General features: G+C 73.3%; 13 protein-coding genes and 1 pseudogene. 7 read left to right on the top strand and 7 right to left on the bottom strand.

Annotated elements, in window-relative coordinates; genetic code table 11:
* Window positions 1–6: 6 nt before the first annotated feature.
* Window positions 7–684, top strand: coding sequence for a DUF1275 family protein (locus ACWCYO_RS17280; RefSeq protein WP_449784649.1), 678 nt, complete (start codon window positions 7–9; stop codon window positions 682–684).
* 3 nt (window positions 685–687) lie between these two features.
* Here the strand turns inward: ACWCYO_RS17280 and ACWCYO_RS17275 are convergent, their stop codons facing one another.
* Window positions 688–1,347, bottom strand: coding sequence for an Rv1733c family protein (locus ACWCYO_RS17275; RefSeq protein WP_270148728.1), 660 nt, complete (start codon window positions 1,345–1,347; stop codon window positions 688–690).
* A gap of 364 nt (window positions 1,348–1,711) precedes the next feature.
* Here ACWCYO_RS17275 and ACWCYO_RS17270 point away from each other — a divergent pair, with 364 nt between their 5' ends.
* The 3 genes from ACWCYO_RS17270 to ACWCYO_RS17260 are packed head-to-tail and all read left to right on the top strand — an operon-like array spanning window position 1,712 to window position 5,150.
* Window positions 1,712–2,236: a PadR family transcriptional regulator gene (locus ACWCYO_RS17270; RefSeq protein WP_270148731.1), complete on the top strand. Its 525-nt coding sequence runs from the start codon at window positions 1,712–1,714 to the stop codon at window positions 2,234–2,236.
* Window positions 2,233–2,919 carry an ABC transporter ATP-binding protein gene (locus tag ACWCYO_RS17265; protein WP_270148732.1) on the top strand — a complete coding sequence of 229 codons (687 nt, stop codon included), beginning with the start codon at window positions 2,233–2,235 and terminating at the stop codon, window positions 2,917–2,919. The genes ACWCYO_RS17270 and ACWCYO_RS17265 overlap by 4 nt, the downstream gene beginning before the upstream one ends.
* Entirely contained in the window at window positions 2,916–5,150 is a 2,235-nt protein-coding gene (locus ACWCYO_RS17260; RefSeq protein WP_449784648.1) for an FtsX-like permease family protein, read from the top strand. The genes ACWCYO_RS17265 and ACWCYO_RS17260 overlap by 4 nt, the downstream gene beginning before the upstream one ends.
* 37 nt (window positions 5,151–5,187) lie before the next feature.
* Here ACWCYO_RS17260 and ACWCYO_RS17255 read toward each other — a convergent pair whose 3' ends face one another.
* Both ACWCYO_RS17255 and ACWCYO_RS17250 read right to left on the bottom strand, forming a co-directional pair.
* Window positions 5,188–5,652 (bottom strand): nucleotide triphosphate diphosphatase NUDT15, encoded by a 465-nt coding sequence (locus ACWCYO_RS17255; protein ID WP_270148735.1) that lies wholly within the window; start codon window positions 5,650–5,652, stop codon window positions 5,188–5,190.
* 21 nt (window positions 5,653–5,673) lie between these two features.
* Window positions 5,674–7,167 (bottom strand): SDR family NAD(P)-dependent oxidoreductase, encoded by a 1,494-nt coding sequence (locus tag ACWCYO_RS17250; protein WP_449784696.1) that lies wholly within the window; start codon window positions 7,165–7,167, stop codon window positions 5,674–5,676.
* Between the two features lie 296 nt (window positions 7,168–7,463).
* Here ACWCYO_RS17250 and ACWCYO_RS17245 point away from each other — a divergent pair, with 296 nt between their 5' ends.
* Window positions 7,464–8,903: a GuaB1 family IMP dehydrogenase-related protein gene (locus ACWCYO_RS17245; RefSeq protein WP_449784647.1), complete on the top strand. Its 1,440-nt coding sequence runs from the start codon at window positions 7,464–7,466 to the stop codon at window positions 8,901–8,903.
* Here the strand turns inward: ACWCYO_RS17245 and ACWCYO_RS17240 are convergent.
* Both ACWCYO_RS17240 and ACWCYO_RS17235 read right to left on the bottom strand, forming a co-directional pair.
* Entirely contained in the window at window positions 8,864–9,727 is an 864-nt protein-coding gene (locus tag ACWCYO_RS17240) for a DUF5995 family protein (protein ID WP_333493517.1), read from the bottom strand. The genes ACWCYO_RS17245 and ACWCYO_RS17240 overlap by 40 nt on opposite strands.
* Before the next feature lie 220 nt (window positions 9,728–9,947).
* Window positions 9,948–10,865 (bottom strand): annotated as a pseudogene (locus tag ACWCYO_RS17235) (IS200/IS605 family accessory protein TnpB-related protein); the annotation flags it as partial.
* 42 nt (window positions 10,866–10,907) lie between these two features.
* On the opposite strand from ACWCYO_RS17235, the gene ACWCYO_RS17230 reads away from it, so the two are divergent.
* Complete coding sequence (locus ACWCYO_RS17230; RefSeq protein ID WP_449784646.1) at window positions 10,908–11,738, top strand: poly-gamma-glutamate hydrolase family protein; 831 nt, start codon at window positions 10,908–10,910, stop codon at window positions 11,736–11,738.
* Window positions 11,739–11,831: 93 nt separating this feature from the next.
* On the opposite strand, the gene ACWCYO_RS17225 is transcribed toward ACWCYO_RS17230, so the two are convergent.
* Window positions 11,832–12,923 (bottom strand): PP2C family protein-serine/threonine phosphatase, encoded by a 1,092-nt coding sequence (locus ACWCYO_RS17225; RefSeq protein WP_449784645.1) that lies wholly within the window; start codon window positions 12,921–12,923, stop codon window positions 11,832–11,834.
* Between the two features lie 108 nt (window positions 12,924–13,031).
* Here ACWCYO_RS17225 and ACWCYO_RS17220 point away from each other — a divergent pair, with 108 nt between their 5' ends.
* Window positions 13,032–13,982 (top strand): pseudouridine synthase, encoded by a 951-nt coding sequence (locus ACWCYO_RS17220; RefSeq protein WP_449784644.1) that lies wholly within the window; start codon window positions 13,032–13,034, stop codon window positions 13,980–13,982.
* Window positions 13,983–14,018: 36 nt separating this feature from the next.
* Here ACWCYO_RS17220 and ACWCYO_RS17215 read toward each other — a convergent pair whose 3' ends face one another.
* The gene (locus ACWCYO_RS17215) at window positions 14,019–15,617 is read right to left on the bottom strand and encodes a multicopper oxidase family protein (RefSeq protein ID WP_270148744.1); all 1,599 of its coding nucleotides are present in this window, start codon (window positions 15,615–15,617) and stop codon (window positions 14,019–14,021) included.
* Window positions 15,618–15,979 lie beyond the last annotated feature (362 nt).

The following is a 15,979-nucleotide window of genomic DNA, read 5'->3' as shown; positions in this document are numbered from 1 at the left end:
GGCCCGATGCTGAAAGTCGACCCGGAGCACGGGCCGCTGGTGCCGATGCTGCTGGTGCTGACCGTGGTCACCGGCGTGGTGGACGCGGTCAGCTACCTGGCGCTGGGGCACGTCTTCGTCGCCAACATGACCGGCAACGTGGTCTTCCTGGGCTTCGCCCTGGCCGGTGCCCCGGGCCTGTCCGCCACCGCCTCGCTGGCCGCCCTCGCCGCCTTCCTGCTCGGCGCCCTGGCCGGCGGCCACCTCTCCCGGTACCTGCCCGGCCACCGGGGCCGGCTGCTGACCGTCGCCGTCGCCGTCCAGGCGGTGTTCGTCGCCGTGAGCGTCCTCCTGGCGGCGGCGGCCGGCCACACCTCCGGGGGCGCCCGCTACCCCCTGATCGTCGTGCTCGCCTTCGCCATGGGCGGCCAGAACGCGGTGGTCCGTGCGCTGAAGGTCCCCGACCTCACCACCACCGTGCTCACCATGACCCTCACCGCCCTCGCCGCCGACCGCACCGGACTCCGCCGCCTCGCCTCGGCCGTCTGGATGTTCGCCGGCGCCCTCCTCGGCGCCCTCCTGGTCCTCCACGCCTCCGTCCCCACCGCCCTGGCCCTGGCCCTCGCCCTGCTGGTCGCCGTCGCCGCCCTCATCCACCACGCGGCCAGGCCCACCCCGGCCCCGGCCTGGACCCAACGCCGTTGAGGGTCAGTCCTCCAGGCGGTTCTCCGCGCGGCCGCTCCAGAGTGGTTCCAGGCGGGCCCAGGCGGAGGTCCAGTCGGCTTCGGCGCGGCGGTCGAGGACGTGCAGGCGCAGGCGCAGCGCGAAGACGAGGAGGGCGAGCAGGGTGAGGAGGCCGCCGGCGCCGGTGCAGGCGGCGGAGACGGCGAGGGCGGCGCGGTTGACCGGGGGAGTCGTGGCGTTGCCGGCCGGATCGACCCAGATGGGGACGACCGTTCCGGCGGTGGCCGTGCGCGGGGCCAGCGCGGTGCCGGTGTGCCGGGTGGCTCCGGGGTAGGTCCAGGAGGCCTCGACGTCGATCCGGTTGTCGTAGCCGCCGGAGAAGCGGCTTCCGGTGACGCCACCGTGTTCGGTGGCGGCGGCGGTCACGACGGCGTCGACCCGGTGCAGCCGTGCCCGCTCGGCGTCGGCCCGGGGCGCGGTGGTGCGGTAGAGCAGCAGCGCGCCGCCGACGGCGAGGGCGGTGGCCAGCAGCCCGCCGAGGACGGTGAGCAGCCAGGCGCGGGCGCGGGCCCGGTCGAGGGGGCGGGCCAACGGTTCGTGCCGGGCACCGAAGGCCCGCCGCAGCCGGCGGCCGGTTCGCCGCGGGAGCGACGCGGGCCGTGCTGGGCGGGATGTGCTGGACACGCTGAACTCTCCTCAACGACGCGGATGCGTACGGGGGTTTCGTTACCCAATCTCCACCCGAGCGCCCCCTCCGCACAAGAGTGGTGCGGGCGCGTAGTACCGCCGGCCCCGGCCACCCGGGACGTTCGGCCCTCGGCAGCCGGTGCCGGTGCGGGCAGGGTGGAGTCCGGCCGCGCTCCCCGTGCCTGGGCGCGGTGCCGGCCCGGTCGGACCGTGGGGGTTCCGCCCGGCGCCGCGGAGCAGGGGGCGGTCGTGGGGGCCGCCTCCTGCCCGCCCAGTCCCGGGAGTTGACGTTTCGCCAGGTCAACGCCGTATTCTTCCCGGCTATACACTCGGTGTATATCCCTGGTGTATGGTCCTCCCCATGAGTGTTCCTCTGACCCTCCTCGGGCTGCTGGAGCGGGAGCCGAGTCACGGCTACGACCTCAAGCGCGACTACGACTCCCTCTTCGGCCGGGGCAAGCCCCTCCCGTACGGCCAGGTGTACGCGACCCTCGGCCGACTGGCCCGCGACGGCAAGGTGATGGCCGGTGAGGCCGAACCGGGCGACGGGCCCGAGCGCAAGCGCTACGTCATCACCGAGGCCGGGGCGACCGAGTTCGAGACCTGGCTCCAGGACCCGGTCGCGCCCGAACCCAACCTGCAGTCGGTGCTGTTCACCAAGGTGGTGCTGGCCCTGATGCTGGGCCGCGACGCCGAGACGTACCTGGACACCCAGCGCGCCGCCCACCTGCGCCGGATGCGCGAACTCACCGAACTGCGCCGCACCGGCGCCCTGGTGGACGCCCTGCTCGCCGACCACGGCCTGTTCCACCTGGAGGCCGACCTGCGCTGGATCGACCTGACCGTCGCCCGGCTCGACGCGCTCGCCACGGAGGTGCGCTCATGACCACGGTGATCGAGGCCCGCGACATCGCCCTCGCCTTCGGCGAGACCCCCGCGCTGCGCGGAGCAAGCCTGTCCGTCCAGGCCGGCGAGGTGCTCGCCGTCATGGGCCCCAGCGGCTCCGGCAAGTCGACGCTGCTGCACTGTCTGGCGGGCATTCTGGTGCCCGACGCGGGCGAGGTGCTGTTCGACGGGCAGCGGGTGGACCGCATGGGCGAGGCCCAGCGCAGCGCCCTGCGCCGCGACAGGTTCGGCTTCGTCTTCCAGTTCGGCCAGCTGGTGCCGGAGTTGACGGCCGAGGAGAACGTGGCCCTGCCGCTGCTGCTGAACGGCGTGCGCCGCGGCTCCGCGCTGGCCCAGGCCCGCCCCTGGTTCGCCCGGCTCGGCCTGGACGGCCTGGAGCGGCGCCGCTCCGGCGAGTTGTCCGGTGGTCAGGCCCAACGCGTCGCCCTCGCCCGCGGGTTGGTGGCCCGTCCGCAGGTGCTGTTCGCCGACGAGCCGACGGGTGCGCTGGACTCGCTGACCGGTGAGCAGGTGATGGAGCTGATGGTCACCTCGGCCCGGGAGCAGGGCACCACCGTCATCCTGGTCACCCACGAGCCGAGGGTCGCCTCGTACGCCGACCGCGAGGCGATCGTCCGCGACGGCCAGGCCCGTACGCTCTCCGCCGGATCGGTGGCCCCGTGATCCCCTTCTCGCTCCGGCTGGCCGTCAGCGGCGGCCGCGAGGCCGTGGCCCGGCTGCTGATGATCGCGGCGGCGGTCGCGATCGGGGTCGGACTGCTGCTGTCCACCTTCTCCAGCCTCAACGCGATCGACCGCGCCAACGAGCGGCAGCTCTGGATGAACACGGGCGCCAAGGGCGCGACCGCGGCCGCCGCGGCGGATCCGCTGTGGTGGGGCGCCCGGATGGACTACTACCGGGGGAAGACCGTCTTCCGGGCCGACCTCGCCCCGACCGGTCCCACCTCTCCCGTGCTGCCCGGCCTGAGCCGGCTGCCCGCGCCCGGCGAGTACTACGCCTCGCCCGCGCTGCAGGAGCTGCTGCGCGACTCCCCGGCCGTCGAGCTGGGGGACCGCTTCCCGGGGCGCCTGGCCGGCACCCTCGGTGACGACGCGCTCCCCTCCCCGGACACCCTGGCGCTGGTCGTCGGCCGCACCGCCGACGAGGTCAAGGCCCTGCCGAGGGCCCACACCGTCACCAGCCTCGCCACCGCGATGCCCGACGACTGCGAACAGGACTGCTACGGCGGGGGCGTGCACGGGGACCGGATGGTCCTGGTGCTCACCGTGGTGGCCGCCGCGCTGATCTTCCCGGTGCTGATCTTCATCGGCACCGCGACCCGGCTGTCCGCCGCCACCCGGGAGCAGCGCTACGCCGCGATGCGCCTGGTCGGCGCGACCCCCGGACAGGTGACGGTGATGTCGGCGGTGGAGTCCACCGTGGCCGCGGTGATCGGCACGGCCGTCGGCTTCGGCCTGTACTTCGTGCTGAAGCCGGTGGTTGCCGAAGTGCCGTTCACCGGCGACCGCTTCTTCGCCGCCGATCTGAGCCTGACCCTGCCGCAGATCGCCGGGACGCTGCTGGGCGTGCCGGTGGCGGCCGCGCTCGCCGCCCGGTTCGCGCTGCGCCGGGTCACCGTCTCGCCGCTCGGAGTCTCCCGCCGGGTCACCCCGAAGCCGCCGAGCGCCTGGCGGGTGACGCCGCTGGTGGCCGGCCTCGTCGAGCTCGGCTACTTCGTCGGCGGCAAGCCGGCGACCACCAACGGGCAGTCCGCGGCGTACCTGACCGGCTTCGTGCTGGTGATGCTCGGCCTGGTGGTCGCCGGTCCGTGGCTCACCATGGTGACCGCCCAGGCGGTGGCCCGGCGGACCAGCCGGCCAGCCTCGCTGATCGCGATGCGCCGCCTGTCGGACGACCCGAGGGCGGGCTTCCGTTCGGTCGCCGGCCTGGTGCTGGCGCTGTTCGTGACCACCGGGACCCTGGCCATCATGGGCACCATCAACGCGAACCAGGCCACGCTGAACGGCGCTCCCGAGGTGCGCAAGGCGATCGTGGACACCCCGTTCGGCAACAAGGAGGACGCGGCCCTGCTACCGGCGGTGCCCGACCGGGTGTTGGCACAGGCCCACGCCGTCCCCGGATTCCAGGGGATCGCCCTGGTGCACGACAACCCGGCCGGGATCGGCGCGCACCAGCTGGGCGAGCGGCGGTTCGTGCCCAGCCTGGTGAGCTGCGCGGAACTCGCGCAGATCCCCGTGGTCGGCCACTGCGCCCCCGGCGCCACCGTCGCGGCGGTCGATCCCTACCAGCTGCTCGACCTGACGGACGGTAGCGGGCACGAGTGGCCGGCCGCACCGATCTCCGCGGCGGAGGCGGCCGAGCTCCCGGTACGGATGCTCTACGCGACCACCGACGGCTCGGAGGAAGCCAAGGAGCAGCTGCGGACCCTGTTCATGAAGGAGTTCCCGACCTACGAGCCGCGGTTGGCCGAGGACTGGGCCTCCGAGGGGCAGAAGAAGCTCCAGGGCTGGCGGCAGCTGGCGAACGTGGTGCTGCTGACCACCCTGCCGATCGCCGGGTGCAGCCTCGCGGTGAGCGTGGTGGCCGGACTGTCCGACCGCCGACGGCCGTTCGCGATGCTGCGGCTCAGCGGCGCGCCGCTGCGGCTGCTGCGCAGGGTGGTCGGACTGGAGAGCGCGCTGCCGCTGCTGGTGGTGTCGGCGCTGGCGATCGGCACGGGCTTCGCGGCGGCGGCGATGTTCCTCAAGGCGCAGATGGACTACGGCCTGGTGTCCCCGGACCTCACCTACTACGGGCTGACCGGCTTCGGGCTGGTCGCCTCGCTGGGGATCATCGCCTCGACCCTGCCGCTGCTGGCGAGGATCACCGGGCCGGAGGCGGCCCGCAACGGCTGAGCCCCGCACCGGAGTCGGCCGCCCCGTCGCCCGTGGATCAGCGGGCGACGGGGTAGCCGTGCGTCCCGTCCCGCCGTACGCCGTCCAGCCCGGGCAGCCAGCTGCCGAGCACCAGCGCGGACGGGTAGAACATCGGCTCCGGCAGCGCGTCCACCGCGAAGCGCTCCCAGCCGGCGCAGGCGTGCGGCTCGGTGACCACCGCCTCGGCCAGGCTCGGCGGCGCCAGCACGGCGGCGGTCAGCCGGGGCCGGCCGAGCTCGTGGTCCAGGTGCACGGCGAGCACCCGCATCGCCTCGGCGGGCAGCACGATCCCGGTCTCCTCGGCGAGTTCGCGGGCCGAGGTCTGCTCGAAGGACTCGCCCGGGTCGACCTTGCCGCCGGGCAGGCTCCAGGTCGGCGGCTCACCGGCCGTGGTGCGGCGGCCGATCAGCACCCGGCCGTCCCCGGTGGGCACGATGATCCCGGCGCCGAGCAGCGGTGCGGGTGCTGATGCGGTGGTCAAGTGGCCATCTCCTTCGGGTGGTTACCAGTTGGCGCGCTCGTAGTCCTTGAGGAAGCAGCCGTACAGGTCCTCGCCGGCCTCGCCGCGCACGATCGGGTCGTACACCCGGGCCGCGCCGTCGACCAGGTCGAGCGGGGCGTGGAAGCCCTCGTCGGCGAGCCGCATCTTGTCCGGGTGCGGTCGCTCGTCGGTGATCCAGCCGGTGTCCACGGCGGTCATCAGGATGCCGTCGCTCTGGAACATCTCCTGCGCGCTGGTGCGGGTGAGCATGTTGAGCGCGGCCTTGGCCATGTTGGTGTGCGGGTGACCGGCGCCCTTGTAGCCGCGCGAGAAGACGCCCTCCATCGCGGAGACGTTGACCACGTACTTGCGGCGGGACGCGGAGGCGGCCATCGCCGGGCGCAGCCGGCTGATCAGGATGAACGGCGCGGTGGAGTTGCAGAGCTGGACCTCGAGCAGCTCGACCGGGCCGACCTCGCTCACGGTCTGCACCCAGCTGTTGGTGTCCGCGAGGTCGGGCACCAGGCCTCCGGCGTCGATCGCGGTGCCGGCCTCGATCCGGGCCGGGGTGGCGGAGCCGGTGACCAGGGCGAGCGAGGTGACGTCCTCGGCGGCCAGCCGCCGTTCGCCGCCGGTCGCCTGGTGGGGGAGGGCGGGCAGGTCGACGCTGCCGCTGTTGAAGCGGCCGATGGTGGTGGCCTGCGGCAGCTCACCGGCCGGCAGCGGGGCGGACTCGGCGTTGACCAGCTCGCGGTAGGACTCCGGCGGGCGGCGGACGGTCTGCGCGGCGTTGTTGATCAGGATGTCCAGCGGGCCGTCGGCGGCGACCTCGTCCGCCAGGGCCATCACCTGCGCGGGGTCGCGCAGGTCGATGCCGACGATCTTGAGGCGGTGGATCCACTCGGCGCTGTCCGGCATCGCCTTGAAGCGGCGGATCGCGTCGTTGGGGAAGCGGGTGGTGATGGTGGTGTGGGCGCCGTCGCGCAGCAGCATCAGCGCGATGTACATCCCGATCTTGGCCCGGCCGCCGGTCAGCAGCGCGCGCTTGCCGGTGAGGTCGGCCCGGGCGTCCCGGCGGGACCGGTTCAGGACCGCGCACTTCTGGCACAGGTTGTGGTAGAAGGCGTCGACCTCGACGTACCGGTCCTTGCAGATGTAGCAGGAGCGCGGCCGCTCCAGGATGCCGGCGATCTCGGTGGTGGTGACGGTGGTCAGACCGAAGGCGCCGGCCGTCTCGTCGTCGATCCGGCTCGGGGCGCCGGTCGCGGTGCGGGCGGTGACCGCGCGGTCGTTGGCCGTCTTGCGGGCCCGGGTCTCCTGGCGGCGGCGCTGCTTGAGGGTCCGGAATATGCCGCCGACCGCCTTGCGGACGGTGATCGCGTCCGGGTGGTCGACGTGCAGCTGGTCGAGCTCCGCGAGCACCTCCAGGCAGAGCCGCAGCCGCTCGGCGTCGAGGCCGGGACCGTAGTCGATCTCCTCCCCGCTCAGACCCTGCTCGATGTCGATCTGCTCGATGCTCACGCCCGCTGCCGCTTTCCCAGTCGCCTCGCCGTTACCGCGTGAATGCTACGGGAGCGGTACCGGCCGGGGCGAAAAGTTGATCTGGGGCCGGGTGTTTGGAGGATCCTCCATGTCTACGCGCGGAGCATTGATCATGCTTTGTGCACAGCACCAGCAATGCTCCTCGAACTGGCTTTTGACCCCGCGCTCACGGAGAATCGAATGCTGGGTGCAGGGCGCCCGAGTGCGCCCCGGCGGCCCTGCCGCACCCGCACCCGAGGTGTAATTTCTCCCAGCCAGAGAGCCCATTCATGCGTTTCCTGAACGACCTCAAGCCCTCGTACGACCTGACGTACGACGACGTCTTCATGGTCCCGAGCCGTTCCGCCGTGGGCTCCCGGCAGGGCGTCGACCTCTCCTCGAACGACGGCACCGGCACCACCATCCCGCTCGTCGTCGCCAACATGACCGCCATCGCCGGCCGCCGGATGGCCGAGACCGTCGCCCGTCGCGGCGGCCTGGTCGCCATCCCGCAGGACATCCCGACCGAGGTCATCGCCGACGTCATCTCCTGGGTCAAGCAGCGCCACCTGGTGGTCGACACCGCGATCACCCTGACCCCCGGCGCCACCGTCGCCGAGGCGCTCTCGTTGCTGCACAAGCGCGCCCACGGCGCCCTCGTGGTGGTCGAGGACGGCAAGCCGGTCGGCGTGGTCACCGAGTCCGACTGCCAGGGCGTCGACCGCTTCACCGGCCTCGCCGACATCATGTCCCGCGACCTGCTGGTGCTGGAAGAGGACATCGACCCGCGCGCGGCCTTCGACAAGCTCACCGAGGCCCACCGCAAGCTCGCCCCGGTCGTCGACCGCGACGGCAAGCTGGTCGGCATCCTCACCCGCAAGGGCGCGCTGCGCGCCACCCTGTACACCCCGGCCGTGGACGCGAACGGCAAGCTGCGGATCGCCGCCACCGTCGGCATCAACGGCGACGTCGCGGGCAAGGCCAAGGCGCTGATCGAGGCCGGCGCTGACGTGCTGGTGGTCGACACCGCGCACGGCCACCAGGAGAGCATGATCAGCGCGCTGCGCGCGGTGCGCGGCCTGGACCCGCAGATCCCGATCGTGGCCGGCAACGTGGTCTCCGCCGCCGGTGTCCGCGACCTGGTCGAGGCGGGCGCCGACATCCTGAAGGTCGGCGTCGGCCCGGGCGCCATGTGCACCACCCGGATGATGACCGGCGTCGGCCGCCCCCAGTTCTCCGCCGTCCTGGAGTGCGCCGCCGAGGCCCGCCGGCTCGGCAAGCACGTCTGGGCCGACGGCGGCGTGCGCCATCCGCGCGACGTCGCCATGGCGCTGGCCGCCGGTGCCTCCAACGTGATGATCGGCTCCTGGTTCGCCGGGACCTACGAGTCCCCGGGCGACCTGCAGACCACCGCCGACGGCCGCCAGTACAAGGAGAGCTTCGGCATGGCCTCGGCCCGCGCCGTGAGCAACCGCACCGCCCAGGACTCCTCGTACGACCGGGCCCGCAAGGCGCTGTTCGAGGAGGGCATCTCGCACTCCCGGATGTTCCTCGACCCGGCCCGCCCGGGCGTGGAGGACCTGATCGACTCGATCGTGGCCGGCGTGCGCAGCTCCTGCACCTACGCGGGCGCCAACACCCTGGAGGAGTTCCACGAGAAGGCGATCGTGGGCGTCCAGAGCGCGGCGGGCTACGCCGAGGGCAAGCCGCTGCACTCCAGCTGGGCCTGACCGCCCGGGTCCGTTCCGTCGGGCGCTCCGCTGAGCGGGGCGCCCAGGCTCTCGTCGGCCGTCCGGTTCCTCGCTTCGGGGGGCCGGGCGGCCGTGGCCGTGCCGGGGGCGTCCGGGTGCCTGGTACCGGTTGCGGTGTCGGCGTGCCCGCCGCAGCCGTCGGACGCCGGCAGCGGCAGCAGCAGGGCGTGGCCGAGCAGCCCGACCGAGCCGTCCAGTGCCGCGGCGAACGCCCGGGCCGCGGCCGGGAGCCGGCGCAGCTCCCACAGCGCCTGGACGGCGGACCAGGCCCCTTCGCGGGCGGCCTCGACCGACCAGGCGCCGAGCAGGTGGGTCAGCGGCTCGGCGCACCCCGGCAGCTCGGGCGTGGGCAGCAGCTGCTCCCGGACGGCCGACTCCACCCCGGCGAGCACCCCGTTGATCCGGTGGTAGTCCTGCTCGACGTCGGCCGGCTCGCAGCCCCGGCGACGGCACAGGTCCACCACCGCCAGCGGCAGGTCGTGCTGGATGTGGGCGTTCATCCCGGCCAGCGCGAACTGCAGCGGGTGCACACCCGGGTGGGCGCGCAGCGCGAACAGCGGCCGCCAGCAGGCGGGCGGTTCCTGGCCGGCCGCGTCGGCGGCCACGGCCAGCAGGTACCGTCCGGCGAACACCGCGTCCAGCTCGGCCATCGCCGGCGGGTCGGCGAAGTACCCGTCCGCGAGCCGGTCGCGGACCGCCTCCGTGACGGTGAGGTAGAGCCGGTTGAAGACCGCCACCCCGTCGGCGAGGGGCAGGGCCGCCGAGATCTCCCGCAGCCGGCCGACCACCTCCTCGACGGTCACCGGTGTACGGGCCGTCGCCGGTGTAGCGGCCGTTCCCGCACGGGCCGTCGCCGCTTGGGCCGTCGCCGCTTGGGCCGTCACCGTGCGGGTCGTTGCTGAACCGGGCATGCGCCACCCTCCGATCGTGCACTGATCGCATCATCGTGGCAGCGTGGAGATGTGCCCGGTGGGCGCGGCGCGCGTCCGTCGAGCCGGTGTCACACGATCAGGCCGACCGTTCCTAATCAGTGAGCAGGAGTGAGTCTTGGACCCACGTCCCGGCACTGCGCGCATCCCGAACGGTTTTGGGTGCGCTGGTCGCCCGCGTTCTCGTTGTCCCCGTTCGGGCGCGCAGCTCGCGGCTACGGTCCGTGACGGGGCGGCGGGTTTCCTCACGCCCCCAGACGCCCGGTCCGGCCTGGACGGTCCGATGCCCACGACGATCACTCCGGTCGTCGTGGGGCGGTGCCGTCCGTCGCCGGATCGGGTGCCCGAGGGCGCGTCGCCCGATCGCGATGCTCGCGGCATCGTGCCGGGTGGTCCTACGAGTGGGCGTCGCAAGCGGCCGCTGCCAGTGCTGCGCCCCCCATTGAGAGGTGTAGGCCGGGTCCACCGCGACGATGACCATGTCCAACTCGGCGGCCATAGACACGAGCCGGGCGCGGAGTCTGCCAGTGGGGACGCCCGAGACGATCTGCCGGACCCTCTTCTTGCGGCCGTGTTTCTCGCGAGTGGTATCGGCGGTGAAGTCCAGGTTCTCCAGGCCGATCGCCCTCACACCGCACCGCTTCGCCCAGTTCAGGAGCCGGGTGATGGCGTGGCGGATCTGCGCGTCGCGGTGGCTTGCGGCGCCGGAGAGGTCGTAGTGGAACCGGCGGGGCTCGCCGACCGGGTTGCCATGGCGGTCGAGGTGCCAGGCCGCGAAGTGGTCGGCGGTGGTGTCCACCCCGACCATCCCGGCCGCCCGGGCCGCCTCCAGCGGCATCGTCCGCACCACCGGCCGGGTCCAGGAGGCATCCAGGTACCACCGCCCCCGCCGCACGTCCAGATGGATCCGGTACGCCACCGCCCGATTGCCCTCGATCCGGTCGGCCCACTCGGTGTGCCGGGCAGTTCGCAACCCCTGCGCGAACGGGAGCGGACCGTGACGTGACTCCGCCCCGGCTTTGTCGATGTCCCACCTCCTGACTGGCCTCTGACCGTGATCGACCGTCGCACCCTGATCACCGGCTTCGCCGCGGCCCCCGCCCTCGGCGCCCTCGGCGCCGCCGTGGGGAGCACCACCGCGAGCGCCGTCGACCGCTACCCCTCCAACACGGCCCTCTACGCCGACCCGACCCTGGTCGAGGGCGTGGACCACCGCCGCCGCCACCGCCGGCACCTGATCGACGACCAGGGCCCACGGGACCGTACGGCGTTCATCCGGACCACCGTCATCGCCCCGCACGGCGGCGACATCGAGGGCGGCACCTCCGAGCTGTGCCTGGCCGTCGCCGGTCACCACCCCGCCGACCTCGCCCCGACCCCGGCCGCCGGGCCGGTGCACGACTTCTGGATGTTCGAGGGCCTGCGCCCCTCCGGCAACCGCGCACTGCACGTCACCTCGACCCACTGCGACGACACCGTGGCCCGCGCGATGTGCGCCGGCAGCCTCAACGTGCTGTCGCTGCACGGCTGCACCACCGCCACGGCCGGTCTGGAGCCCGGTGCCCGAGCCGTCGTGATCGGTGGCCTGAACTCCACCCTCCGCCGGTATCTGATGGAGGAGTTCGCCGCAGCGGGCATCCGGGCCGTGAACGTGTCCGATGAGCACGAGCTCTCCGGTCTCGACCCGGCGAACATCTGCAACCGCAGCCTGCTCGGCACGGGCGCCCAGCTGGAGCTGACCACCGAGCTGCGCGCCGCGATGTTCACCCCGGGCAGGAACACCCGGACCGACCGGGCGGCCAACACCCTGCTGCTGTTCTGGAGCTTCACGACCGCGGTCCGGTCCGCGATCCAGCGGCTGGAGGCGACCCAGCCCATCCGGTGACGGACGGCCCGCCGGCCGCGCGGCCGACAGGCCCCGTCCGTGCGTGAAGCCCTTGCACACACACCACTGAAATCAGTCGGCCCTGCGTCGACTTCAGTACTCCCAGCGCAGCGCCAGCACCGCCGCGTCGTCGGCCAGCCCGGTGGCCCCGACCCAGCCGCGGACGTCCGCGAGCAGGGCGTCCAGCAGGTCCTCCGGGTTCCCCGCAGGCAGGCGGGGCAGACGTTCCGCCAGCGGGTAGAACCGCCCCTCGGCGTCCCGGGCCTCGGACACGCCGTCAGTGTGCAGGAGCAGCAGGTCGCCGAGCCGCGGCTCGAAGCGGCCCGCCGGGTAGCCGCCGTCGGTCAGCCCGAGCAGGCCCAGCGGCGGCGCCGGGAACGGCGGCTCCAGGTCGCTCACCACGCCCGCGCGGCGCAGCAGCGGGTGCGGATGGCCGCAGTTCACGATCGTCACCGGCCCGCGGTCCGGCGCCACGTCCAGCAGCAGCGCGGTGGTGAACCGCCCGTCCTCCGACCGCGCGGTGAGCGCCGCGTCCAGTCGCTCCGCCAGTCGGGTGAGGTCGGGTTCGGTCCGCGCCGCCTCCCGGAACGCGCCCAGCACGTCCGTCGCCGTCTCCACCGCCGGCAGCCCGTGCCCCTGCACGTCGGCGAGCAGGATCCGCACGCCGACGGGGGTCTCGACGACGGCGTACAGGTCCCCGCCGATCCGTGCCTCGGCCGCCGCCGCCACGTACCGCACGGCCACCCGCAGCCGCCCGATCCGCTCCGGCGGCGGGCGCAGCAGGGCCCGCTGCGCCGCCTCGGCCACCGTCCGGACCCGGAACAGCTCCCGTTCCCGGGCCGCCACCAGGACGACGTTGGCTGCACTGGCCAGCGTCGCGGCGAGCACCGTGATCAGCGCGGTCATGTGCACTTCGGTCGGCAGATCGGTGTTGGTGGTCTCCAGCAGCCCGACCGCGAGGACGGCGATCGCCCCGGCGATCAGCGGCACCCGGGCCGTCCGGGTGGCCGCCCCGGCCAGCACCGGCGCCACCGCGAGGACGGGGGAGAGCGTCGTGCCGGGGCCGGTCACCAGGTCGGCCACGACGGCGCCGACCAGCAGCGCGAAGGCGCCGTACAGGAGCAGCCGGGTGCGTCGCGGCAGGTGCAGCGGCGGCACACCGGCGAGGCCGTCGTCGGCGGTCACAGATCCTCCAGGGCTGAGCGGGCCTACGGTCCACTCTGCTCCGCACCCCCCGCGGGCGGCACCTCGGACGAAGGCGGCCGGGCGTACCCGACTAGGCTGGGCCGCGAGATGAGACGCAAGAGCCGCCGCCCGGCCTCCCCCCTCCCGCAGCGCAACGGCGTGGACCCGGTGCACCTGCGGCTCCCGGCCGAGGGTCCCTGGCCGACCGTTCGCGCCCACCTGGTGGAGCGGCTGCCCACCGTGGCGGCCGAGCGGATCGACGCGGCGTTGCACGGGCGGGAGATCGTCGGCGAGGACGGGCCGGTCGCGCCCGACGCGCCGTTCCGGCCCGGCGCGCACCTGTGGTTCCACCGGGACCTGCCGGACGAGGTCCGCGTCCCGTTCGAGCTGGAGGTGCTGCACCGGGACGAGCACCTGGTCGTCGTGGACAAGCCGCACTTCCTGGCCACCACCCCGCGCGGCAGGCACGTGGTCGAGACGGCGCTCTCCCGGCTGCGGCACACCCTCGACCTGCCCGCGCTCAGCCCCGCCCACCGGCTCGACCGGCTCACCGCCGGCCTGGCCATGTTCGTGGTCCGGCCGGAGGACCGAGGCGCCTACCAGACCCTCTTCCGCGACCGGCTGGTCCGCAAGGAGTACCAGGCCGTCGCCCCCTACGACCCGGCGCTGAGCCTGCCCCGCACCGTCCGCAGCCACATCGTCAAGGAACGGGGCGTGATCGCCGCCCGCGAGGTCGACGCCCCGCCGAACAGCGAGAGCGGGATCGACCTGATCGACCACCGCGACGGCCTCGCCCGCTACCACCTCCGCCCGCACAGCGGACGCACCCACCAGCTGCGGCTGCACATGTGCGGGCTCGGCGTGCCGATCCTCGGCGACCCGGTCTACCCGGTGGTGCTGCCCGAACCGGCCCCGGACGACTTCCGCCGGCCGCTCCAACTGCTTTCCTCCGTCCTCGAGTTCACCGACCCGCTGACCGGCCGCGAGCGCCGCTTCGAGAGCCGCCGCACGCTGGCCGCCTGGACCGACCCCGAGGGCTGGGCCCTCGGCGCGTCCTAGGGTTCTCGGCGCGTCCTGGGTTCGTCCCGGACAGAGTCAGGCCCAGACGCCGACGCGGTGCCTGCGGTGGCGCCTCCCATGCCGCCGTCGCCGGAGCCGACCGGTTCCGGACGCCGACGATCCGGACCGGTTGGCTCCGGACACCGAGGCTTCCGAGGACGGGGGTGAGTCGGCCAGGGCCTCGTCCGACTCCTTGGCGCGGCCTTCCGGGGCTGCGGGCAGCACGTCGATCCGGCCCATCTGGCCGTGCGAGGAGTGCACCATGTGGTGGCAGTGATAGACGTACTCGCCCGGGTAGTCGCCCCAGGTCATGGCGATCCGGACGGTCTCGCCCGGATGGATCGGGATGGTGTCCTTCAGCCCGGCCTCGGCCGGGCCGACCGGCTTCCCGTCACGGTCCAGCACGCGGAACCGCACCAGATGGGTGTGGAAGGAGTGGGGGGCGTGGAAGACCCCGGCCGGTCGGCGGGTGAGGTGGTTGTGGATCGTCCAGATCTCGCTGGTGCCGACGGTCGTCCGCACGTCGGTTCGGTCCGGGTCGTACTTGCGCCCGTTGATCCTGGTGTCCGGGAAGGTCGTCAGCCAGAACTCCCGGTGCACCGTCGCCTTCGGGATCGGCGGCAGGGTGGCCAGGACGTCCGGTATCCGGCTACGGTCCTCGGCCGTCCGGGTGATGTCGAAGCGCAGCACCTCGGGCCGCTCCGTCTTCAGCGCGGCCGTGTTCTCCAGCACCACCGATTCGCCGACGGGGTAGCGGGCGAAGTCGACGACGATCTCGGCGCGTTCCGCGCCGGCCAGGGTCAGCTCGTCCAACTCCACCGGCCCGGCGAGCAGCCCGCCGTCGGAGGCTATCTGGGTGAACGGCTTGCCGTCGGCGAAGCGCAGCGATATGTGGCGGTTGGGCGAGACGTTGAAGACCCGCAGACGGTACTTGCGCGCCGCCACCTCGAAGTAGGGCCGTTCCTTGCCGTTGACCAGCATGTGCGGGCACTCGTACGGGTCGGTGTAGACCAGCCTGCCGTCCGTCTCGATCCGGGCGTCCCGGATCAGCAGCGGGATGTCGAACTCGCCGTCCGGCAGCGGCAGGCCGCTCTCGTGCGGGTCGCTGAGCAGGTAGGCGCCGGCCAGGCCGCGGTAGACGTTCTCGGCCTCCAGCTGGTGCGCGTGGTCGTGGTACCAGAGAGAGGCGGCCTCCTGTTCGTTGGGGTAGCGGTACTCGCGGGTCTCGCCGGGCTTGATGAGGGCCATCGGCAGGCCGTCGTACCGCGACCGGACATGGCCGCCGTGCAGGTGGACGGAAGTGTGCACGCGCAGGTCGTTGGTCTGCTGGACCACCACCTCCCGGCCCTTGACCGCCCGGATGGTCGGACCGGGGAAGCAGTCGCCGTAGGCCCGGACGGTGGTCAGCAGCCCCTTGACGATCTCCACCTCGGTCTCGGCCATCCGCAGCCGGTACAGGTCCGAGGAATCCGTCCGCGACACCGGACTCAGCACCGGGGGCACCCGCATGGCGTGCGCGAAGGGGACGATCCGGGCGGCGCGCCCGCTGGGCCCCGACCTGGCCTGAGCGGCCGGCAGAGCGGCTGGCTCGGTCTGGGCCAGGCTCGGCGTGAGGCCCCATGGGAGGAGGGCCACCGGGCCGCCTATGGTCGCGGCCCTGAGGAGGTCTCGTCGGTTCAGCATCCTCGGTCTCTCTGTCCGGGACCCGGCGGTCGGTGTGCCGCCGGGCAGATGGTCGCCGGCCGTGGTCGCCGGCCGCCCCGCCCAGCGGCTGCCGCGCACATGACGGCGCGGGCCTGGCGGTGGCTGAGTGTGCGGCTCGCGCCGCGCTTGGTAACCGCCCCGCTGGCTCAGTATCAGCGGGCTTCGCGCGCTCTGCATCCTGCTGGTGTCCGGCTGTGCCCGTCGTGCAAACAAGATGACAGGTCAGTGTCTTAACTATCCAATCAAGGGTACTGACTATGTATCGATGGGTAGCTGCGACGCCGGCTTGGGGC

It is taken from the genome of Kitasatospora sp. NPDC001683 (assembly GCF_053596495.1).
Note: the sequence above shows the minus strand (reverse complement) of the source record. Positions and strands in the feature narration are given on the sequence as shown.

Coding starts and splice junctions, on each gene's coding strand:
- ACWCYO_RS17270 (WP_270148731.1), top strand. CDS start 1,712: ATGAGTGTTCCTCTGACCCTCCTCGGGCTGCTGGAGCGGGAGCCGAGT.
- ACWCYO_RS17280 (WP_449784649.1), top strand. CDS start 7: ATGCTGAAAGTCGACCCGGAGCACGGGCCGCTGGTGCCGATGCTGCTG.
- ACWCYO_RS17265 (WP_270148732.1), top strand. CDS start 2,233: ATGACCACGGTGATCGAGGCCCGCGACATCGCCCTCGCCTTCGGCGAG.
- ACWCYO_RS17220 (WP_449784644.1), top strand. CDS start 13,032: ATGAGACGCAAGAGCCGCCGCCCGGCCTCCCCCCTCCCGCAGCGCAAC.
- ACWCYO_RS17245 (WP_449784647.1), top strand. CDS start 7,464: ATGCGTTTCCTGAACGACCTCAAGCCCTCGTACGACCTGACGTACGAC.